Genomic DNA, 20,555 nt, shown 5'->3' on the forward strand with positions numbered 1-20,555 from the left:
GATCACTCGTTCCCTTCGGTGCCGGCCGTCGTCAGGTTCTGAAGACGCGACAGGTCGCTGATGTCGCCCACGTCGCCGGCACGGCGCAGCGAGTCGAGGTAGGTGTTGTACTCGTCTTCGCTGACGACCTTGACGTTGAAGAGCATGGCGGAGTGGTACTCACCGCAGAGCTCCGCGCACTTGCCCTCGTAGGTGCCTTCACGGGTGGGCGTGAAAGACCACTCGTTGTCGCGACCGATGTACATGTCTTTTTTGTAGAGGAAGTCGATGATCCAGAACGAGTGGATGACGTCGCGCGAGCGGAGGTCGATCTTCACGGTCTTGTTCACCGGCAGGTAGAGGGTCGGGACGTCCTGGAGGTCGTAGCCGTCGGACGTGGCCTTGGCCTGCACACCCATGGAGTACACGGCGTCGGAATTGTCTTCCTTGGTGCCGTTGTACTGGAAATCCCACGCCCACTGCTTGCCGTAGGCGGTGATGGAGACGTCGGGGTTCTCGTACTGCGTCTCGAGCGTGTTCTGGTCGCGCGCCGTGAAGGCGAAGAATCCCACGACGAGGATCAGCGGCACGACGGTGTAGAAGATCTCGACCGGCATGTTGTAGCGCAGCTGCACCGGGAGACCGGACTGGCCCTTGCGGCGGCGATACGCGATGACCGACCACAGCATGAGGCCCCAGGTGATGACACCCACGGCGAGGAGCACGATCCACGAGTTGACCCAGAGCCCTGCGACCATGTCGGTGTGGTTCGTCGCGGCCGGGCCGTCATCGACGAAGCCAGGCAGGAAGCCGTGAAGCTGAGTGGTGGTGCAGCCGGAGAGGACCGCGACGGATGCGATCCCGAGGGGAAGCGCTGCCCAGCGAAGGCGACGTTTGGAGGGCACAATGCACCTTTCCGGGTCGTGGATGTTGCTCTGACAGTCTAGAGCAACCTCTCACCGTTCTCAGGCCATTCGTCCAGTGCCGAGACATCGAAAGCCCCCGGTTTCCACGGGGTGATCCGGGGTTCCGGGGGCTCTCGATTCGACGCCGGAGAACGGCGTCGGGGTGTCAGTGGAAGCTGTCTCCACAGGCGCAGGATCCCTGCGCGTTGGGGTTGTCGATCGTGAAGCCCTGCTCCGAGATCGTGTCCTTGAAGTCGATGTTGGCGCCGTCGAGGTACGGGACGCTCATGTCGTCGACGATGACCTCTACGCCGTCGAAGTCGACGACCTTGTCGCCGTCGAGGTACCGCTCGTCGAAGTACAGCTGGTAGATGAGGCCGGAGCAGCCGCCGGGCTGAACCGCGACGCGCAGGCGCAGGTCGTCGCGACCCTCCTGCGAGAGCAGGCTCTTCACCTTGTCGGAGGCGGCCGCGGTCAGGCCGACGCCGTGCTCGCGGGTCTCGGCGGAGGACGACAGTGTGGTGTCGGTCATGGCGATGCCCTTCGGGTTGTTCGGTCGCGGGGACGAGACGAGTCTACGCCCGTCCCGCCCCCGCGGCCTCGATCACTGCCCGCGCGCGTTGAGGCGGGCGAGCAGCAGGGCCTCGGAGACCAGCGCGTTACGGAACGTCTCGAGGTGCAGCGACTCGTTCGGGCTGTGCGCGCGGGCGTGGGGGTCTTCGACACCGGTCACGAGGATCTGCGCCTCGGGGAACTCGCGCACGAGATCGGAGATGAACGGGATGGAGCCGCCGATACCGACGTCCACCGAGTCGACGCCATAGCCCTCGGCGAACGACGCACGCGCCTCCTCCACGGCCCAGCCGGTCGTGTCGACGAGGAAGGAGTCACCGCAGTCGACGTCGGTGAACTCGAGCTGCGCCCCGAACGGGGCGTGGGCGCGCAGATGGGCCTCGACGGCGGCGAAGGCGTCCTGGGCGTTCTGTCCGGGAGCCACACGCGCGCTGATCACGACGCTGGTCTGCGGAGAGAGGGTGTTGGATGCCGCCTCGACGGGCGTGGCATCCCATCCGGTGATCGTGATGGAAGGCTTGTTCCAGATACGACTGAGGATCGAGTCGCGGCCGATCGGGCTCACACCCTCGAGGAGGCCGGACTCCGCGCGAAGCGTGGCCTCGTCGTAGACGGGGGTCTCGGCGTCGCGCACCGCGAGGCCATCGACCGCGACGGCACCGTCGTCGTCCCACAGGGTCGCGAGCAGCTTGACCGTGGCCAGCATGGCATCCGGGACCGCTCCGCCCATCATCCCGGAGTGGGAGGCGTGCTCGAGGGTGCGGACGGTGAGGGTGAATCGGGCGTTGCCCCGCAGCGAGACCGTCAGACCGGGAGTGCGCTCGTCCCAGTTGCCGGAGTCGGCCACGACGATGACGTCGGAGCGCAGCACGTCGGCGTTGTCGGCGAGGAACTGCCCGAACGAGCGGGAGCCGTACTCCTCCTCTCCCTCGATGAAGACGGCGATGCCAAGGTCGAGGTCGTCGCCGAGCACCTCGGAGACAGCGCGGATCGCACCGACGTGCGCCATGACGCCGGCCTTGTCGTCGGCGGCGCCGCGCCCGTAGAGACGCCCGTCGCGGACGGTGGGCTCGAAGGGCGGGGAGTCCCAGAGCGCCTCGTCTCCGGGAGGCTGCACGTCGTGGTGCGCGTACAGCAGCACGGTCGGGCGCCCGTTGCGGGCCGCGCGCGTGGCGAGGACGGCGGGCTGGCCGGTCTCGTCTGTTCCGGGGATCGCGGCGCGCTTCACCTCGACCGAATCGAAGACGCCGGTGCCCTCGAGGAGGGCGGCCACGGCATCCGCGCTCTTGACGAGCGCGGACTGGTCGAAGGCCGGCCACGCGATGGACGGGATGCGCACGAGGGAGCCGAGATCGGCGAGGGCGGAGGGGATGCCGGCGTCCGCTGCTTTTTGCACAGCGTCCTGCCGGGACAGGTCGAGGGTCATGCGGGTAATCTTAAATCTCCCGATCAGCGAAGCACCGAGGTTTCCCGTGGCCAAGTCCCCCGCCCCCGCCCCCAACGACACCCCCGTCGAGCCGACGGAGCTCAGTTCGGGCAAGGGGCGTGCAACCCCGTCGCGCGCCGAGCAGGAGGCCGCTCGTAAGCGTCCGCTGGTGCCCGACACCAAAGAGGCCAAGGCCCGCGCCCGCGCCGAGCTCGCCGCTCAACGCGAGAAGGCGCGCATCGGCATGGCCGCCGGCGAAGAGAAGTATCTGCCCGCCCGCGACCGCGGCCCGCAGCGTCGCTTCGCCCGCGATTTCGTCGACGCCGGCTGGCACCTCGGCGAGGGCGTCATGCCCTTCATGATCCTCGTGATCGTGGCGACGCTGATTCCCGTCTCGTTCTTCCAGTACTGGTCGTTCGTGGCGCTGTGGATCTTCATCCTCTTCGTCGTCGGCGACATGATCATCACGTCGATCCGCATCAAGCGCGCCGCGAAAGAGAAGTTCGGCGAGAGCCGCCTCGAGAAGGGCCTGGGCTGGTACGCCGCCATGCGCACCGTGCAGATGCGCTTCATGCGCCTGCCCAAGGCACAGGTCAAGCGCGGGCAGTACCCCGTCTGACCGGTTCCGACGTTATCGAGCGGCACGCCTTCGGGCGTGCCGCTTCTCTTTCACCCCGGTGGAGTGCTCACGACGCGCCGCGCGACCCGCGAGCGGGGGCTGCTCTGGACACTCGGACGGCGCCAGGCGCGCCGCAGGGCGGCAGACGTCGCGAGATCGCCGCCACGGGCGTGGCGACGCCCCGGCGCGGGCAACCGACGCGTGCGGCACCGTGACCTGCGCGACCCACGCGTGGTCGGCTGCACGATGCGCGGCCGCCGCTTTCAGCGGCCGCGCGCGAGACCGCGGTTGATCTGCCGGGCCCACAGCGGGCCCCGGTAGAGGAAACCGGTGTACCCCTGTACGAGCGTGGCTCCGGCGGCGAGCCGCTCGCGCACATCGTCGGCTGTCTCCACTCCCCCGGCCGAGATCACGACGAACTCCTCGGGCACGACGTCGCGCACGAGGTGCAGCACCTGCAGAGCTCGCGCTTTCAGCGGCGCACCCGACAGGCCGCCGGCCCCCATCGCCTCGACCGCCTTTGCGTTGGTGGCCAGGTGCGACCGGGCGATCGTGGTGTTCGTTGCGATGATGCCCGCGAGCCCGGCATCGACGGCAAGGCGCGCAATGTCCTGCACCTCGGGGTCATCGAGATCCGGGGCGATCTTCACGAGCAGGGGCGTGTCGCCCGCGGCATCCCGAACCTCCGTCAGCAGGGGACGCAGCGTCTCGACCGCCTGCAGACCGCGAAGACCGGGCGTGTTGGGCGAGGAGACGTTGACGACGAGGTAGTCGGCGAGAGGGGCCAGTAGCAGGGCACTGCGGACGTAATCGGTCGTGGCGTCCTCGACGGCGACCACGCGACTCTTTCCGATGTTGACGCCGATCACCGGGCGCCGACGCGAGCGACGCACACGTCGCAGTCTCGCGGCGGCCGCGGCGGCTCCGTCGTTGTTGAACCCCATGCGGTTGATGACCGCCCGGTCGGCGACGAGACGGAACAGGCGGGGCTTGGGATTGCCCGGCTGTGGAAGGGCGGTGACCGTCCCGACCTCGACGTGGCCGAAGCCGAGGGCGCCGAGACCGCTGACCATCGTGACGTTCTTGTCGAAACCCGCGGCCACGCCGAACGGCGAGTCGAATTCGAGACCGAGCGCGTGGACCTTCTGCGTGCGCCCGGGTGCCGTGAGGCGGCGCACGAGGGATGCCACCGGCTCCACGCCCGCGACACGGATCACGAGAGCGCCGAGGTGATGCGCGAACTCGGGGTCGAAGCGGGTCAGGACCGTGCGGAAGAGGAGGGGATACATCCCCGCCAGATTACTGGACCGTGTCGCCTTCGCCGATCCGTCCCGCAGACCGCTCGGCGTGATCGGCGCGCAGCTGAGCGATAGCGGCGTCGAAGTCGTCGAGCGAATCGAAGGCCTGGTAGACGCTCGCGAAGCGAAGGTAGGCGACCTCGTCGAGCTCACGAAGGGGGCCGAGGATCGACAAGCCGATCTCGTTCGCCTCGATCTGCGAGGACCCGGTCTGGCGGATGTTCTCTTCCACCTGCTGGGCGAGCACCGCGAGGTCGCCATCGGTCACCGGTCGCCCCTGACAGGCTTTGCGAACGCCCGACATGACCTTCTCGCGACTGAACGGCTCCACGACGCCGGATCGCTTGATGACGTTCAAGCTCGCGGTCTCGACCGTCGAGAAGCGCCCGCCGCATTTCGGACACTGGCGCCGCCGGCGGATGCTCAGACCGTCGTCGCTCGTGCGCGAATCGATGACGCGGGAGTCCGGGTTGCGGCAGAAGGGGCAGTGCATGACGCCGCCAGACTACGCGTCGAAACGGGCGGTAACGGCCTCACCGTGCGCGGGCAGCGCCTCCGCGTCAGCGAGGGTCACGATGGCATCGCGCACACGCGCGAGCGCATCGCGGTCGTACTCGACGACCTGCTGGGGGCGCAGGAACGTCGCCGCCGACAGTCCGGAGCCGTAGCGCGCCTGTCCCCCGGTCGGCAGCACGTGGTTGCTGCCCGCCAGGTAGTCGCCGAGGCTGACCGGGGTGTAAGGGCCGACGAACACGGCACCCGCATTCACGAAATCCTCCGGACGCGGGTCGGAGAGGTGCAGCTCGAGGTGCTCGGGTGCGTAGGCGTTGCTGAACGCGGTGGCCTGCGCGAGGTCGTCCACCAGCACGACGGCCGACTGCGGACCATGGAACGCCGCCGTGACGCGCTCCGTGTGGCGCGTCGCGGCGACACGCTCGGGGAGGGCAGCGCGGACAGCCTCGGCCAGGTCGGCGGAAGCGGTGACCAGCACCGCGGAAGCCTGTTCGTCGTGCTCGGCCTGGCTGACCAGGTCAGCGGCGATGAGGGCGGGGATCGCGCTGTCGTCGGCGACGACGAGGATCTCGGTCGCTCCGGCTTCGGAGTCGGTGCCCACCCGACCCGCGACGGCGCGCTTGGCCGAGGCGACGAAATTGTTGCCGGGTCCGGTCACGACGTCGACCGGGTCGAGCCCGATTTTGCCGACGCCGTACGCGAAGGCGCCGATGGCCCCGGCGCCGCCCATGGCGTAGACCTCGGTGACGCCCAGCAACTTCGCCGCGGCGAGGATGACGGGGTGGACGCGACCGCCGAACGCCGCCTGTGGCGGGGAGGCGAGGGCGACCTCGCGCACTCCGGCCACCTGAGCGGGTACGACGTTCATGACGACGCTGGAGGGGTAGACGGCCTTGCCGCCCGGAACGTACAGGCCCACACGGCGCACCGGTTGCCAGCGCTGCGTGACGCGGGCTCCCGCGCCGAGCTGGGTGACGACGGGGGCGGGCACCTGCGCCGCGGAAGCTGCGCGCACGCGCACGATCGCCTCGTCGAGAGCGGCACGGATGCCGGGATCGAGATCGCGCAGGGCCTCGTCGAGGTGGTCGGCGGGCACACGCAGGGCGTGATCGCTGACCCGGTCGAAACGCGCAGCCTGCTCGCGGAGTGCTTCTTCACCGCGCCGCGCGACGTCGTCGACGAGCCGAGCGGCGGTGGCGAGGGCCTCGTCGCGCGCGGCGTCGGCGCGCGGGACGACGGCGAGAAGCTCGGCCGGCGAGAGCACGCGGCCGCGGAGATCGATCGTGCGAAGCATGTATCCCAGGCTACCGGCGCCCGCGAGCCGCCTCGCGCGAGGCGGGCGGCTCGCAGGCTCCGCTCAGCCGCGCGTGACGCCCGAGACGTCGTGCAGGTACCCGATACGACCGTCGTCGTGGCGGACGACGAAGGTCTCGCCGCGGTCCTCGATCACGAGCGCCCATGCCGTGGGACCGATGTGGAAGATCGGTGAGCCGTAGTCGTCGACGATCTCGCGCTGCTCCGGAGCGAGAGCCCAGAACGCTTGCGCGTGCGGGTGGTCGTCGTGAGCGGCGCGCTGCTCCGCCGTCGGCTCGTCACCGACCGGAGCGACCCACCGCGAGTGGTCGTCGCGATCGTCGTCGTCGGCACGAAGCGGAGCGAACACGTCGGTGTCGTTCTCATCGGCGTGGGCCGGGAGAACACTGGTCGCCGGTGCGGCGTCGTGCGCGAGATCGGTCGAGCCGGTGTAGCTCCCCGGGGCGGGGACGTCTGCCCCGACCTCAGCGCCCGACGGGGTGGCCGCCGTGGGGATCGACGCCTGCGCGGCCGTCGGGGCCTTGGGGGTGCGCGGCGTACGAGGCCGCACCACCACCGGACGGATCGGACGCGCGGTGCGGTGAGCGGGAATCTCTTCTCGACCGCGGAAGTCGGCGGAGAAGGGCGGGATGAACGGCGCGAACACCGTGAGAACGACGCCTGCGAGCAGCAGCACGGCCTCGACCCAGATGACCCAGGAGCGCGTCCAGACCCCGTTCGAGTCGAAGACCGCGACAGCATCCCATACCCACGCGACCCACACCAGGGCCGCAACCGTGAACGCGACGGAGGAGAACTGGTCGATGCCGAGCGAACCGACGCGGCGGATTCCCTGGGGAGAAAGGCGCCGGAGCACGATGAGGCCGACGGCGACGGTGGGAAGGGCGATGGCGGGGATCCACCACAGGCCCGAGAGCCAGACGTTGGCACCGCCGACGAGGACGCCGGACCCCGACTCGAGGATGTTGGTGCGGAAGAACGAGACGAAGAACGCCACCACCCAGATACCGAGAAGCGAGACCTCGCGAACGGAGAACGGGCCGACGCCGTAGTTCGGGCGGTCGGCGTCTGCGTCGATGTGCGGGTGACCGCCGGCGTGAGCGTTCGCGTGGGCGGCGGCAGGAAGGAACGCCCCGCGGGATGCGGCGTCGAGAGCACCGGTGTCATGACCCGCGAGGTCGGTCGCGTCGGCGCCGTCGGAGCCCTTGCGGCGGGCGCCGGTCGGCTCATAGGGCGCGCGCGGGTCGGAAGGGGCGCCGTCGAGTCGGTCGGGGTCGCGGGGTGTGAAGCCGTCGTGGGGGGTCGGATCGGTCACGGTGGTCCTTTCGGAGGGCGGCAAGCGCCCGGTCATCCTAACCAGGGGGTCTCCAGCGTTCGCTGGGGTTGCACCTCGCTGCGGAGGTGCGTCGTTCAGCCGAGACAGTTCGGGCCGAGGAGGCCCTTGAGCTCGCCGAACAGGTCGGCGGTCACACGAACGGGCATCGGCACCTCGAATACCTTGGCGGTCCCGCCTTTGTGCAACTTGAGGACGACCTCGGTCGACCCGGAATGCCGACGCAGCATCTGCGCGAGCTCGCCGACGAGCGCCTCGTTGGCGCGCTGCTCGGGAACGACGAGGGTGAGTCCGCCCGCATCGTCGAGGCCCTCGAGGTCGGGAGCGAAAGCGCTCTGCGCATGCAGATTCAGCCCGTCGTCTCGACGCGACACGCGGCCGCGGACGACGAGGATCGAGTCGCCCTGCAGGATCGGCGCGAACTCCGCGTAGGTCTTGCCCATGAACATCACGGTCACCTCGCCGTTGAAGTCCTCGACGGTGACCATGCCGTAGGGGTTGCCGCTCTGCTTCGCAACGCGGTGCTGGACGCTCGTCAACAAGCCCGCGACGGTGACCTGGTCTCCGTCTTGAACGTCTTCCGAGGCCAGGAGATCGTGGATCGATGTCGAGGCGTGCTTCGCGAGCGGCACCTCGAGACCGGCCAGAGGGTGATCGGATACGTAGAGCCCGAGCATCTCACGCTCGAACGCGAGTTTGTCCTTCTTTGTCCACTCGGGTCGCTCGGGGACCTTCTCGACCTGCTGCGGTTCGTCCCACAGCGAGTCGAAGTCGAAGCCCACCTCGCCGTTCGCCTCGCGTCGCTTGTCGAGCACAGCCCCTTCGCACGCGTCCTCGTGGATCTCGACGAGGGCGCGACGGGTCGAGCCGAGGGAGTCGAAGGCACCGGCCTTGATGAGGGATTCCACGGTGCGCTTGTTCGCCACGTGCATCGGGACCTTCGACAGGAAGTCATGGAACGACGTGTACTTGGCATCCTGCCGGGCCGAGACGATGCCGTCGACGACATTCGTTCCGACGTTGCGGACCGCGCCCAGGCCGAAGCGGATGTCTTCGCCGACGGCCGCGAAGAAGCGGATCGACTCGTTCACGTCGGGCGGGAGCACCTTGATGCCCATGCGACGGCATTCGTTGAGATACACCGCCATCTTGTCTTTCGAGTCTCCGACGCTCGTGAGCAGCGCGGCCATGTACTCGGCGGGGTAATGCGCCTTGAGGTAGGCGGTCCAGTACGACACGAGACCGTAAGCCGCGGTGTGCGCCTTGTTGAAGGCGTAGTCGGCGAACGACTCGAGCACCTTCCACAGGGTCTGCTGAGCGACATCGCCGTAGCCGCGCTCGGTCATGCCGCCGAAGAAGATCTCTTTCTGCTTGTCGAGCTCGCTCTTCTTCTTCTTACCCATCGCGCGACGCAGCAGATCGGCCTGACCGAGCGTGTAGCCCGCGACGCGCTGCGCCACGGCCATCACCTGCTCCTGGTACACGATGAGGCCGTACGTCGTGTCGAGGATGTCGGCCAGCGGCTCTTCGAGCTCGGGGTGGATCGGCTCGATCTCCTGCTGCTTGTTCTTGCGCAACGCGTAGTTGATGTGCGAGTTCACGCCCATCGGGCCGGGACGGTACAGGGCGAGGACGGCCGAGATGTCCTCGAAATTGTCGGGGCGCATGAGACGCAGGAGCGAACGCATCGGCCCACCGTCGAGCTGGAACACGCCGAGCGTGTCTCCGCGCGCGAGAAGCTCGTACGAGGCGGCGTCGTCGAGCTCGAGATCTTCCAGCACGAGCGGGTGGCCGCGGTTCGCCTCGATGTTGTCGAGGGCATCGTTGATGATCGTGAGGTTGCGAAGCCCCAGGAAGTCCATCTTGATCAGGCCGAGCGACTCGCACGCCGGATAGTCGAACTGCGTGACGATCTGGCCGTCCTGTTCGCGGCGCATGATCGGGATGATGTCGATGAGGGGCTCGCTCGACATGATGACACCGGCCGCGTGCACGCCCCACTGACGCTTCAGGTTCTCGAGTCCCAGGGCGGTGTCGAAGACCGTCTTCGCCTCGGCGTCCGTCTCGATGAGGGTGCGGAATTCGCTCGCCTCTTTGTAGCGGGGGTGCTCGGGGTTGAACATGCCGTCGAGCGGCATGTCTTTGCCCATCACGGCCGGAGGCATGGCCTTCGTGAGGCGGTCTCCCATGCTGAAGGGGAAGCCGAGCACGCGTCCGGCGTCTTTCAGGGCCTGCTTGGCCTTGATCGTGCCGTAGGTCACGATCTGAGCGACGCGCTCGTCGCCGTACTTCTCGGTGACGTACTGAATGACCTCGCCGCGGCGACGGTCGTCGAAGTCGACGTCGAAGTCGGGCATCGAGACGCGGTCGGGGTTGAGGAAGCGCTCGAAGATGAGGCCGTGCTGCAGAGGGTCGAGATCGGTGATCTTCATCGCGTACGCGACCATGGAACCTGCCCCCGAACCGCGGCCGGGTCCGACCCGGATGCCGTTGTTCTTCGCCCAGTTGATGAAGTCGGCGACGACGAGGAAGTAGCCGGGGAACCCCATCTGAAGGATGACGTCGGTCTCGTACTCGGCCTGCTTGCGCACGGCATCCGGGATGCCGCCGGGGTAACGGTCGTGGAGACCGTTCTCGACCTCTTTGATCATCCAGCTGCCCTCGGTTTCGCCGTCGGGCACGGGGAAGCGCGGCATGTAGTTGGCCGAGGTATCGAACTCGACGTCGCAGCGCTCGGCGATCAGCAGTGTGTTGTCGCACGCCTCGGGGTGGTCGCGGAACACCGCACGCATCTCGGCGGGCGACTTGACGTAGTAGCCGTCGCCGTCGAACTTGAAGCGCTTCGGGTCATCGAGCGTGGAGCCCGACTGCACGCACAGCAGGGCGGCGTGGCTCGTCGCGTCGTGCTGGTGCGTGTAGTGGAGGTCGTTGGTTCCCAGCAGAGGGATGCCGAGATCTTTCGACAGCCTGAGCAGGTCGCCCATCACGCGGCGCTCGATCGAGAGACCGTGATCCATGATCTCGGCGAAGTAGTTGTCTTTGCCGAAGATGTCCTGGAATTCGGCGGCGGCCGCCCGAGCGGCTTCGTATTGGCCGAGGCGCAGGCGCGTCTGCACCTCGCCGGAGGGACAGCCGGTCGTGGCGATGAGACCCTTGCTGTAGGTCTGCAGCAGTTCGCGGTCCATACGGGGCTTGAAGTAGTAGCCCTCCATGCTCGCCTTGGACGAGAGACGGAAGAGGTTGTGCATGCCCTGCGTCGTCTCGGACAGCAGGGTCATGTGCGTGTACGCCCCCGAACCCGAGACGTCGTCGCTCTGCTGCTCGGGCGTCCCCCAGCGCACACGCGTCTTGTCGGAGCGGTGCGTCCCGGGGGTGACGTAGGCCTCGATCCCGATGATCGGCTTGATGCCCGCGTCTTTCGCGGTCTTGTAGAACTCGTACGCCGCGAACGTGTTGCCGTGGTCGGTCACCGCGATGGCCGGCATGCCCTGCCTGACGGCCTCTTGGACCATCGGGCCGATGCGGGCCGCGCCGTCGAGCATCGAATACTCGCTGTGCACGTGAAGGTGAACGAAGGAGTCTGCTGCCACGGGTCGAGTCTACGTTCGGCCCCCGACATCGACCACGGAAGTTCGCAGCCGGCGCTCAGTTCGACACGCTCCCCCGGGCGCGTCGCCGGGGTCCCGGCATCCGGCGCATTGGTCTGCGCCCGGACGCATGTCGATCGTTCTGTCAGACCCCGTCGCCGAGCAGCTCGAGGGCATGCGCAAGATCGGCGGGGTACGGGGACTCGAACTCCACCCACTCCCCCGAGCCGGGGTGCGTGAAGGCGAGCCGATGCGCGTGCAGCCACTGGCGCGTGAGTCCCAGGCGGGCCGACAGCGTGGGGTCGGCACCATACAGAGGATCGCCGGCGCACGGATGGCGGTGGGCCGCCATGTGCACGCGGATCTGGTGCGTGCGCCCGGTCTCGAGATGGATCTCGAGCAGCGAGGCGCGCGGGAACGCCTCGAGCGTCTCGTAGTGCGTCACCGAGTCCTTGCCGTCCGGCGTCACCGCGAACTTCCACGAGTGATGCGGATGCCGACCGATCGGCGCGTCGATCGTGCCGGAGAGCGGATCGGGGTGCCCCTGCACGACCGCATGGTAGATCTTGTCGACCTCGCGGTCTTTGAACGCACTCTTGAGCAGCGTGTAGGCGCGCTCGGTCTTGGCGACCACCATGAGGCCGCTCGTGCCCGCGTCGAGGCGATGCACGACACCACGCCGCTCGGCCGGGCCGCTGGTGGCGATCCGGAACCCCGCCGCGGCGAGGGCCCCGAGCACGGTCGGTCCGTCCCACCCGACGGACGGGTGAGCGGCGACGCCCGCGGGCTTGTCGACGACCACGATGTCGTCGTCGTCGTGCACGATCCCGAGGTCGGGGACCTCGACCGGCACGATCTCGGGATCGCGTTTGGGCTCCCACTCGACACTCAGCCAGGTACCGGCGCGCAAGCGGTCGGAACGACCGGCCACCCGGCCGTCGACGTTGACCCCTCCGGCATCGGCCACTTCGGCCGCGAAGGTGCGCGAGAAGCCCAGCATCTTGGCCAGGCCCTGGTCGATGCGCGTCCCGTCGAGCCCGTCGGGGACGGGCAGGCTCCGCGACTCCATGTCAGCGAGCGCCCGGGTCGACGGGAGCCTCGACCTCGCCCTCGGCGGCATCCGCCGCTGCACGTGAGGCCTTGGTCTCGCGGGTGCCATCGAGTTTGAGCCCGAAGAGCACGAGGACCGCCACCGAGATCATCATCGTGACGATGAACATATCGGCGACGTTGTAGATCGCCGGCATCATCCAGGGCGTCGAGATGAAATCGACGACGTGTCCGACGGGGAAGCCGGGCTCTCGCACCAGGCGGTCGGTGAGGTTGCCGAGCACCCCGCCGAGGAGCAGACCCAGCGCGACCGCCCAGAGGCGGGACCGTACCCGGCGTGCACCGAGATAGACGATCACGCAGGCGACCACCGCGAGAGCGATGGTGAACACCCACGTGACGCCCTCGCCGAGAGAGAACGCCGCACCGGGGTTGCGGACGAGGTAGAACTGCAGGAAGTCACCGAGGATCGGGACCACGCGCTCCGAAGGGAGAGCGGCGATCGCGGCGTTCTTCGCAAACTGGTCGGCGGCCAGCACCAGCACCGCGAGAACCGCGATGGTGATGCCGGCCGCCGCCGAACGCAGAGGAGGTCGACTGCGCAAAGAGTCGGCCTACAGACCGATCGCCGACACCGGCGTCGAGCCCGAGGACGTCGCGGTGGTGTCGAGGTCGCGGAGCTGACCCTCGATGTACGAGCGCAGCTGCGAGCGGTAGTCGCGCTCGAAGTTGCGCAGCTCGGTGATGCGACCCTCGAGCGTCGTGCGCTCCTTCTCGAGACGGGCGCGCTCTTCGCGGCCCTTCTGCTCGGCCTCGGCGACGATGGACGCGGCCTGGGCCTGGGCCTCGCCGATCAGCTGGTCGCGCTGGGCCTTACCCTCGGCGACGTGCTCGTCGTGAAGACGCTGGGCCAACTCGATGATGCCGGCGCTCTGGGCGGCGGGCTCGACGTCGTTCGTCGGCGCGGAGGCGACGGGAGCGGCAGCAGGAGTCTCGGCGACGACCGGCTCTTCGACCTTGGGGGCTTCGACGGGGGCGCTGCCGGCGGACGGGGAGGCCTCGCCGGACTCGTAGGCCGCGAGCTTGGTCTTCAGCTCTTCGTTCTCAGCGATCGTCTTGCGCCACTCGACGACGATCTCGTCGAGGAAGTCGTCGACCTCGTCGGGGTCGAAGCCCTCCTTGAAGCGCACGTGCTGGAACTGCTTGGTGACGACGTCATCGGGGGTCAGTGCCATGGTGTTTCCTCTTTCGAGAGCTCTGATGTCGGAACTGTGGGGGGTGTCGCACCGGGGCGTACCGCTTCGGAACAGCATAGCCGCCGCCCTCCACCGGTGTCGAAGATCACCGGTGAGAAAGCGGCGGCGAAGAGATCACACGGCCGCGAGGGACCGTGTGACGCTCAGGAGCATGAAGCAGACGAACATGACGATCGCGAAACCGAAATCGATGGCGATCCCCCCGATGCGCAGGGGCGGGATGAAGCGACGGATCAGCTTGATAGGCGGGTCCGTCACGGTGTAAACGATCTCGGCCAACACGAGCGTGACGCCGCGCGGACGCCACTCCCGGTTGAACATCGGGATGTACTCGAGCACGAGGCGCGCGAGCAGCAGCACGATGAAGATGAACAGGATCGCACTGAGGATGGAGCCGACGAGGCTCAGAACGGCCACTGTTACTGGGACGCGAAGGGCGCAGCCTCAGGATCGGCCTGCGCGATCGCACCATCGCCGGAGACGGCGATGTTCTCGGGCGAGAGCAGGAAGACCTTGCTTGTGACCCGCTCGATGCGACCGTACAGCCCGAGCGAGAGTCCGCTCGCGAAGTCGATGAGACGGCGCGCGTCGGCGTCGCTCATCTGCGACAGGTTGATGATGACCGGGATTCCCTCGCGGAAGTTCTCGGCGATCGTCTGCGCGTCGCGGTACTGCTTGGGGTGCACCGTGAGGATCTCGCTCACGGGTCCGGCCGCGGGCTGACGCACCACGGCGGGACGGTGCAGGGGGGTCACCGGCGCGGCCTTCTCGAGGGGAGCGGCAGCTGTGGGCTGCTTGCGCGCGATGGGCTGCGGCGCGGTCTCCTCATAGGTCTCTTCCTCGTCGGCGAGGCCCAGGTACACCATCGTCTTCTTGAGGGGGTTCGACATCGCATCCTCCGTTCGCTCGTCTGGTTCGAGGCTAGTCGCGCGGGGGGCGCGGGCCCGTGATTGCGGAGCCGATCCGCAGGTGTGTCGCGCCCATTGCGATGGCTTCGGGGAAATCTCCGGTCATACCGGCCGAGATCCAGCGCGCGTCGGGGACGACGGAGCGCACCGCGTCGGCACAGCGGCGCAGTCGCTCGAAGGCTCGTGCGGGTTCCTCGTCGAGCGGGGCGACGGCCATGACCCCGCGCAGGCGCAGCGTCGAGAGCCCCGCGACGTGCGCCGCGAGCTCTTCCACGGCGCCGGGACCGACTCCCCCGCGACCGGGATCATCCGTGAGGTTCACCTGCACGAGCACGTCCAGCATCTCGCCCCCGGCGCCTGCGGCGTGCAGCGCGTCGGCGATCCGCGATCGGTCGACGGAGTGCACGGCATCCGCCCCCGCCCGCACCGCGCGCGCCTTGTTCGTCTGCGCCTGACCGATGAAGTGCCAGACGAGATCCGGGATGCCGTCGAGCTCGGCGCGCTTGGCGGTGAGCTCCTGCTGACGGTTCTCCCCCACGTGCCGCACGCCCAGGGCGTGCAGCTCGGCGACGAGAGAGGCGGGGTGAAACTTCGTCACCACGATACGGGTGATCTCGCCGGGATCGCGGTTCGCGGCGACGGCGGCATCCCGAATGCGCTCGTCGACGGCGGCGAGGCGGTCGGCCAGGGCGGTGTCCATGGTGCTCCTTCGACGACGAGAGCGGGCCCGGTGGACACCGGACCCGCTCGTCGCAGCGTTCGCTCTTACTTCAGGAAGTCGGGCACGTCGAGGTCGTCGTCGGCGTAACCGCCGTCGTACGAGGTCTCGGGCACGCGCGCGGTCACCGGCGCGGGCTCGGGGCGACGCTCGGGTGCGCGCTCGGTCGCTGCCTTCTGCTCTTCGGCGGCGTCGAGGTCACGGGCGACGTCGTCGGCCGGGATGACGGGGACGACCGGCGCCGAGACGGGACGCTGGGCCCCGACCGCGTCGATACGCAGGGAGGGCTCTCCACCGTCGAAACCGGCGGCGATGACGGTGACGCGCACCTCGTCGCCGAGAGTGTCGTCGATGACCGTTCCGAAGATGATGTTCGCCTCGGGGTGAGCGGCTTCCTTGACCAACTGAGCGGCGTCGTTGATCTCGAAGATGCCGAGATTCGAGCCGCCCTGGATCGACAGCAGCACACCGTGCGCTCCCTCGATCGACGCCTCGAGCAGAGGCGATTCGACGGCGAGTTCAGCGGCCTTGATGGCGCGGTCGGCACCCCGCGAGGAGCCGATACCCATGAGGGCGGAACCGGCACCCTGCATGACCGACTTGACGTCGGCGAAGTCGAGGTTGATGAGACCCGGGGTCGTGATGAGGTCCGTGATGCCCTGCACACCGGCGAGCAGCACCTGATCGGCGGTCGCGAAGGCTTCGATCATCGAGATGCCGCGGTCGCTGATCTCGAGGAGACGGTCGTTGGGGACGACGATGAGGGTGTCGACCTCTTCCTTCAGGCGCTGCACACCGCCCTCGGCCTGGCTCTGCCGACGGCGCCCCTCGAACGAGAAGGGCTTGGTCACAACACCGATGGTTAGTGCACCGATGGACTTGGCGATCTTCGCGACGACGGGGGCGCCTCCGGTGCCCGTGCCGCCGCCCTCGCCCGCGGTCACGAAGACCATGTCGGCACCGCGCAGGGCCTCTTCGATCTCTTCGGCGTGATCCTCGGCGGCACGTCGGCCGACCTCGGGATCAGCGCCGGCACCGAGGCCGCGGGTCAGCTCACGACCGACGTCGAGCTTGACGTCGGCGTCGCTCATCAGCAGCGCCTGAGCGTCGGTGTTGATCGCGATGAACTCCACGCCGCGAAGGCCGAGCTCGATCATGCGGTTGACGGCGTTGACGCCGCCCCCGCCCACACCGACGACCTTGATCACGGCGAGGTAGTTCTGGTTGTGGCTCATGCCGGCCTCCGTTTGTCCCCGAACCCGAAACTTTAAACCTCATGTTGAGGGTTAAAGAATTGCCCGGTATGCAATTCCTTAGCTCGAAGGTATGCGGCGGACCCGACCCCGCCCGCCCGACACGCGGCGTGTTGGATTATCGCCTCGAAGATCAGCGGACGACGCCCGCCTCGGGCGAGGTCACGTCGTACTCCTTGGCCCGATCCGGCGGGCTCTTCTGCATGAGACGGTCGAGGACGACCGCCTTCTCGGCCGAGCGGTCGGCGCTTCCCCATACGACCTTCGATCCGGAGGCGCCGAGCGTCAGCGTCACGTCGTCCGGCGTCGAGGCCGACACCGCGGTGACCTGCGAGCGCACGGCCTCCGGAAGCGAGCGCACCACGCGGCCCGCCGCGCGGAAGGCGGCCGAATCGGTTCCCCCCGTGATGTCGAGCACGGGCTGACCCGCGGGCGCGTCGGGAGTCGTCGACAGCGCGACGCCGGCGGCATCCACCACCGTGAAACCTGCTGCGGACTGCATCGCTCCGATGGGGGTGCGCTCGACGATGCGCACGACGAGGTCGTGGGGCGGACGCGCCTCGAGCGTGTACGACTCGACGAGCGGGAAGCGCACCAGCGCCGCCTTGACCGCACTGTCGTCGACCATCGCGAGCGGAACACCCAGCTGATCGCTCAGGGCGGCGGAGACGGCCGCCGGGTCGAGCTGCGCCGTACCGACCACGTCGACCTTCTCGACCGCGAACAGCGGGCTGTAGGCCGCACCCGCCGTTCCCAGCGCCATGACCAGGAAGGCCGAGACGACCCCGATCCACACCCGTCTCCGTCGCCGCTGACGCACCGTGAACCGACGGACCTCGGCCGAGAGCGCCCGACGCCGGGCCCGCGACGCGCGCCACACGTCGCGCAGCCCCGCTCCCCCGGCATCCGGAGCCTTCCCGTCCGGGTCGATGTCGGACGACGCGAAGCGCCTGGCCGCCGCGGTGTCGTCGACGGAACCCGGGTGCCGCGAGGCTGCGGACCGGGAGGTCGCGGCGCGGCGCGCGGACTCCGGCGTCGACGGCAGAGGCGAGGGCCGCTTCATGCTCAGACCGCCGTGGCCTCGGTGCGGGACAGCGCCTCGAGCACCTGCGGGATGATCTGGTACACGTTGCCGCAGCCGAGGGTGATGACGTAGTCGCCGGGGCGGGCGATCTCGGCCGTGTAATCGGCCGCCGCCTGCCAATCGGGCACGTACTGCACGTGAGCGGGGTCGGCGAAGGCGCCGCTGACCAGCTCACCGGTCACCCCGGGCACTGGATCTTCGCGGGCGCCGTACACGTCGAGCATGACCGTGTGGTCGGCGTGGGTCTCGAGCACCTCGGCGAATTCGCGGTACATCTCCTGCGTGCGCGAGTAGGTGTGCGGCTGCTGGATCGCGATGATGCGTCCCTCGCCGACGACCGTGCGCGCGGCCGAGAGCGCGGCGGCGACCTCGGTGGGGTGATGCGCGTAGTCGTCGTAGACGCTCACTCCCTGTTGCACGCCGTGCAGCTCGAAACGGCGGACCGTGCCGCCGAAACCCTCGACGGCGCGCGCCGCTTCCCCGAGCGAGTGGCCGAGCACACGGAGCACGGCGACCGCACCGGCGGCGTTGACGGCGTTGTGGGCCCCAGGGACGCGCAAGCGCACCTCGACGCTCTCGCCGTCGGCGGTGAGCGTGAAAGCGACGGGACCGTCGGTCCGGATGCCGCTGAGCCGCACGTCGGCGGCCGCGTCTTCGCCGAAGGTCACGACGTTCGCGTGCGTGATGCGCTCGCGCACCGAGCGGGCGCCGGCGTCATCGGACGAGATGACCACCGCTTCGCTCGCGGCATCCGCGAATCGGGCGAACGCGGCGTCGAAGGCGTCACGCGAGCCGTAATGGTCGAGGTGGTCGGGGTCGACGTTGGTGATGAGAGCGACGGAGGTGTCGTACAGCTCGAACGTGCCGTCGGACTCGTCGGCCTCGATCACGACGAGGTCGTCGCTCCCCGTGCCGCTCGAGGCTCCGAGATCGGCGATGACGCCGCCGTTGACGAACGTGGGGTCGACGTCGAGAGCGCGGAGGGCCGTGACGATCATGCCCGTCGAGGTGGTCTTGCCGTGGGCACCGGCGACCGAGACGAGACGCCGACCGCCGATGAGCCAGTGCAGCGCCTGCGACCGGTGGATGACGTGCAGTCCGCGCTCCTTGGCCGTGACGAACTCGGGGTTCTCGGGCCAGATCGCGCCGGTGTGCACGACGGTGTCGGCGTCTCCCAGATAGGCCGCGTCGTGACCGACGTGGACCGTCGCACCGCGCGCGGCGAGGTCGCGCAGCGCAGCGCTGTCGGCGCGGTCGGAGCCGGAGACGCGGATCCCGCGGTCGAGGAACATGCGCGCGAGTCCCGACATGCCCGAACCACCCACGCCGATGAAATGCGCGGAGGAGATGGTCTCGGGGATGGGGAGGCTCAGGTCGGGTCTGATCATGGCGCTTGCGAGTTTACGTCGCCGATCCTGCGCGTCGGCCCCGGCGCGCTGGGGAGGCGGGGCGGTCGGGCCGGTCGTCGGCCGCCGGCCGTCAGACAGACGAGCGCGGGCCAGATGCCCGAGGCGGGCCATCGGGCGGAGTTATCGGACGACGCACCGAGCGCACACAGCCCGAACCGCCCGTGTCGCCGGCGAACTCCGCACGATGGCACGGGCGGAGGGTGTCGCCTGCGGCGGGCCGGATACGTCAGCCGCCGAGGGCCTCGTCGACGAGGGCGATGACGTTCTCGGTCCCGGTCCGGATGCCGGTCTGCGCCGCAGCGTCCCGCATCGCGGTCCGCCGGTCTTCGTCGGCGAGCAGGGGCACGATGTCGGAGCGGACGCGCTCGGGCGTGAGATCGGCGTCGGCGATGAGCACAGCGGCCCCCGCACGCACAGCCGCGGCGGCGTTGAGACTCTGCTCGCCGTTGCCGACCGCGTAGGGCACGTAGACCGCGGGGATACCGAGGGCGTTGATCTCGCTGACGGTCGCCGCGCCCGAACGCGAGACGACGAGATCGGCGAGGGCGAAGGCCAGGTCCATGCGGTCGACGTAGCGGACGACGGCATACCCGTCGACGCCGGGGTCGGCCAGGTCGGAGTTCTGGCCCGTGACGTGGAGCAACTGCCAGCCCGCGTCGAGGACGTCGCGCCACGCTCCACCGAAGGCCGTGTTCAGGCGCAGAGCGCCGAGCGATCCGCCGAAGACCAGGAGCGTGGGGCGATCGGCAGCGAGCCCGAAGTGGGCGGCCGCTTCGGCGCGCAGGGCCGGGGCGTCGAGGTCGACGATCTCCCGCCGCAGTGGCATCCCGACCTCTCGGGCTCCGCGCAGCGGTGTGCCCGCGAAGGCCACGCCGACCGCCGCCGCGCCCCGGGCGCCCAGGACGTTGGCGAGGCCCGGCTTCGCGTTGGCCTCGTGCACGACGAACGGCACGCGTTCGCGGCGCGCCGCGACGTAGGCGGGAGCCGCGGCGTATCCGCCGAATCCGACGACGACGTCGACGCCGCGCGAGCGGATCAGGCGGCGCACGTGGGCGACCGCGCGCAGGAACCGCACCGGGAACGCTGCGGCCGCCCCGTTCGGTCGGCGCGGGAACGGAACCTTCGCGACGGTGAGCAGCTCGTAACCGCGCAGCGGAACGAGGCGCGCTTCGAGGCCCTCGCGGGTGCCCAGCACGAGGACGTCGGCCGAGGCGTCGCGGGCGCGGAGTCCGTCGGCGACCGCGAGCAGGGGGTTCACGTGCCCGGCGGTGCCGCCGCCGGCGAGAAGGTAAGTCGTCACCGTTCGACCCTAACCACCTCGCACGCGCAC

19 protein-coding genes are annotated in these 20,555 nt (G+C 69.0%); 1 reads left to right on the forward strand and 18 read right to left on the reverse strand.

The features are described from left to right. Window positions 1–2: 2 nt before the first annotated feature. The 3 genes from coxB to DEU35_RS00405 all read right to left on the reverse strand — a co-directional run bounded on the left by coxB (window position 3) and on the right by DEU35_RS00405 (window position 2,883). A complete protein-coding gene (gene coxB / locus DEU35_RS00395; RefSeq protein ID WP_103210707.1) occupies window positions 3–884 on the reverse strand; it encodes a cytochrome c oxidase subunit II in 882 nt (293 codons plus the stop codon). Window positions 885–1,050: 166 nt separating this feature from the next. Beyond that, the gene (gene erpA, locus DEU35_RS00400; RefSeq protein WP_056227791.1) at window positions 1,051–1,416 is read right to left on the reverse strand and encodes an iron-sulfur cluster insertion protein ErpA; all 366 of its coding nucleotides are present in this window, start codon (window positions 1,414–1,416) and stop codon (window positions 1,051–1,053) included. A gap of 72 nt (window positions 1,417–1,488) precedes the next feature. Next, entirely contained in the window at window positions 1,489–2,883 is a 1,395-nt protein-coding gene (locus DEU35_RS00405) for a dipeptidase (RefSeq protein ID WP_116238318.1), read from the reverse strand. 46 nt (window positions 2,884–2,929) lie between these two features. Between DEU35_RS00405 and DEU35_RS00410 the strand changes: the two genes are divergently transcribed. Then, the gene (locus DEU35_RS00410) at window positions 2,930–3,502 is read left to right on the forward strand and encodes a DUF3043 domain-containing protein (RefSeq protein ID WP_116238319.1); all 573 of its coding nucleotides are present in this window, start codon (window positions 2,930–2,932) and stop codon (window positions 3,500–3,502) included. Between the two features lie 263 nt (window positions 3,503–3,765). Here the strand turns inward: DEU35_RS00410 and DEU35_RS00415 are convergent, their stop codons facing one another. The 15 genes from DEU35_RS00415 to DEU35_RS00485 form a co-directional block, all read right to left on the reverse strand. Beyond that, entirely contained in the window at window positions 3,766–4,791 is a 1,026-nt protein-coding gene (locus DEU35_RS00415; protein WP_116238320.1) for a quinone-dependent dihydroorotate dehydrogenase, read from the reverse strand. A gap of 10 nt (window positions 4,792–4,801) precedes the next feature. Further along, window positions 4,802–5,293 carry a transcriptional regulator NrdR gene (nrdR, locus tag DEU35_RS00420; protein ID WP_103210699.1) on the reverse strand — a complete coding sequence of 164 codons (492 nt, stop codon included), beginning with the start codon at window positions 5,291–5,293 and terminating at the stop codon, window positions 4,802–4,804. 12 nt (window positions 5,294–5,305) lie between these two features. Continuing rightward, on the reverse strand, window positions 5,306–6,607 hold the full coding sequence (gene hisD / locus DEU35_RS00425) for a histidinol dehydrogenase (RefSeq protein ID WP_116238321.1): 1,302 nt from the start codon (window positions 6,605–6,607) through the stop codon (window positions 5,306–5,308). 63 nt (window positions 6,608–6,670) lie between these two features. Continuing rightward, window positions 6,671–7,942: a hypothetical protein gene (locus DEU35_RS17335; RefSeq protein ID WP_258873290.1), complete on the reverse strand. Its 1,272-nt coding sequence runs from the start codon at window positions 7,940–7,942 to the stop codon at window positions 6,671–6,673. A 95-nt stretch (window positions 7,943–8,037) separates the two neighbouring features. Then, window positions 8,038–11,502, reverse strand: coding sequence for a DNA polymerase III subunit alpha (dnaE, locus tag DEU35_RS00435; protein ID WP_396652082.1), 3,465 nt, complete (start codon window positions 11,500–11,502; stop codon window positions 8,038–8,040). 190 nt (window positions 11,503–11,692) lie between these two features. Continuing rightward, window positions 11,693–12,616, reverse strand: a complete 924-nt coding sequence (locus DEU35_RS00440) for an RluA family pseudouridine synthase (protein WP_116238322.1) — start codon at window positions 12,614–12,616, stop codon at window positions 11,693–11,695. A 1-nt stretch (window position 12,617) separates the two neighbouring features. Beyond that, window positions 12,618–13,202 carry a signal peptidase II gene (lspA, locus tag DEU35_RS00445; protein WP_103210690.1) on the reverse strand — a complete coding sequence of 195 codons (585 nt, stop codon included), beginning with the start codon at window positions 13,200–13,202 and terminating at the stop codon, window positions 12,618–12,620. A 9-nt stretch (window positions 13,203–13,211) separates the two neighbouring features. Beyond that, window positions 13,212–13,832, reverse strand: a complete 621-nt coding sequence (locus DEU35_RS00450) for a DivIVA domain-containing protein (protein WP_116238323.1) — start codon at window positions 13,830–13,832, stop codon at window positions 13,212–13,214. A 135-nt stretch (window positions 13,833–13,967) separates the two neighbouring features. Next, the gene (locus DEU35_RS00455) at window positions 13,968–14,270 is read right to left on the reverse strand and encodes a YggT family protein (protein ID WP_094733641.1); all 303 of its coding nucleotides are present in this window, start codon (window positions 14,268–14,270) and stop codon (window positions 13,968–13,970) included. Window positions 14,271–14,272: 2 nt separating this feature from the next. Beyond that, window positions 14,273–14,743 carry a cell division protein SepF gene (locus tag DEU35_RS00460; protein ID WP_103210686.1) on the reverse strand — a complete coding sequence of 157 codons (471 nt, stop codon included), beginning with the start codon at window positions 14,741–14,743 and terminating at the stop codon, window positions 14,273–14,275. Between the two features lie 31 nt (window positions 14,744–14,774). Further along, window positions 14,775–15,461, reverse strand: coding sequence for a YggS family pyridoxal phosphate-dependent enzyme (locus tag DEU35_RS00465; protein WP_103210684.1), 687 nt, complete (start codon window positions 15,459–15,461; stop codon window positions 14,775–14,777). Between the two features lie 65 nt (window positions 15,462–15,526). After that, window positions 15,527–16,714 (reverse strand): cell division protein FtsZ, encoded by a 1,188-nt coding sequence (gene ftsZ, locus DEU35_RS00470; RefSeq protein ID WP_074694330.1) that lies wholly within the window; start codon window positions 16,712–16,714, stop codon window positions 15,527–15,529. 151 nt (window positions 16,715–16,865) lie between these two features. Next, window positions 16,866–17,795, reverse strand: coding sequence for an FtsQ-type POTRA domain-containing protein (locus tag DEU35_RS00475; protein WP_116238324.1), 930 nt, complete (start codon window positions 17,793–17,795; stop codon window positions 16,866–16,868). Window positions 17,796–17,797: 2 nt separating this feature from the next. After that, entirely contained in the window at window positions 17,798–19,204 is a 1,407-nt protein-coding gene (murC, locus tag DEU35_RS00480) for a UDP-N-acetylmuramate--L-alanine ligase (protein ID WP_103210680.1), read from the reverse strand. A gap of 247 nt (window positions 19,205–19,451) precedes the next feature. Next, window positions 19,452–20,525 (reverse strand): glycosyltransferase, encoded by a 1,074-nt coding sequence (locus DEU35_RS00485; protein WP_116238325.1) that lies wholly within the window; start codon window positions 20,523–20,525, stop codon window positions 19,452–19,454. Between the last annotated feature and the right edge of the window lie 30 nt (window positions 20,526–20,555).

Source organism: Microbacterium sp. AG157, assembly GCF_003385695.1.
Taxonomy (GTDB): Bacteria; Actinomycetota; Actinomycetes; order Actinomycetales; family Microbacteriaceae; genus Microbacterium; species Microbacterium testaceum.

Coding starts and splice junctions, on each gene's coding strand:
- murC (WP_103210680.1), bottom strand. CDS start 19,204: ATGATCAGACCCGACCTGAGCCTCCCCATCCCCGAGACCATCTCCTCC.
- nrdR (WP_103210699.1), bottom strand. CDS start 5,293: ATGCACTGCCCCTTCTGCCGCAACCCGGACTCCCGCGTCATCGATTCG.
- dnaE (WP_396652082.1), bottom strand. CDS start 11,502: ATGCTCGACGGCGCGGCCCGCATCGGCCCGATGGTCCAAGAGGCCGTC.
- DEU35_RS00450 (WP_116238323.1), bottom strand. CDS start 13,832: ATGGCACTGACCCCCGATGACGTCGTCACCAAGCAGTTCCAGCACGTG.
- erpA (WP_056227791.1), bottom strand. CDS start 1,416: ATGACCGACACCACACTGTCGTCCTCCGCCGAGACCCGCGAGCACGGC.
- DEU35_RS00460 (WP_103210686.1), bottom strand. CDS start 14,743: ATGTCGAACCCCCTCAAGAAGACGATGGTGTACCTGGGCCTCGCCGAC.
- DEU35_RS00440 (WP_116238322.1), bottom strand. CDS start 12,616: ATGGAGTCGCGGAGCCTGCCCGTCCCCGACGGGCTCGACGGGACGCGC.
- ftsZ (WP_074694330.1), bottom strand. CDS start 16,714: ATGAGCCACAACCAGAACTACCTCGCCGTGATCAAGGTCGTCGGTGTG.
- DEU35_RS00475 (WP_116238324.1), bottom strand. CDS start 17,795: ATGAAGCGGCCCTCGCCTCTGCCGTCGACGCCGGAGTCCGCGCGCCGC.
- DEU35_RS00405 (WP_116238318.1), bottom strand. CDS start 2,883: ATGACCCTCGACCTGTCCCGGCAGGACGCTGTGCAAAAAGCAGCGGAC.
- hisD (WP_116238321.1), bottom strand. CDS start 6,607: ATGCTTCGCACGATCGATCTCCGCGGCCGCGTGCTCTCGCCGGCCGAG.
- DEU35_RS00465 (WP_103210684.1), bottom strand. CDS start 15,461: ATGGACACCGCCCTGGCCGACCGCCTCGCCGCCGTCGACGAGCGCATT.
- DEU35_RS00415 (WP_116238320.1), bottom strand. CDS start 4,791: ATGTATCCCCTCCTCTTCCGCACGGTCCTGACCCGCTTCGACCCCGAG.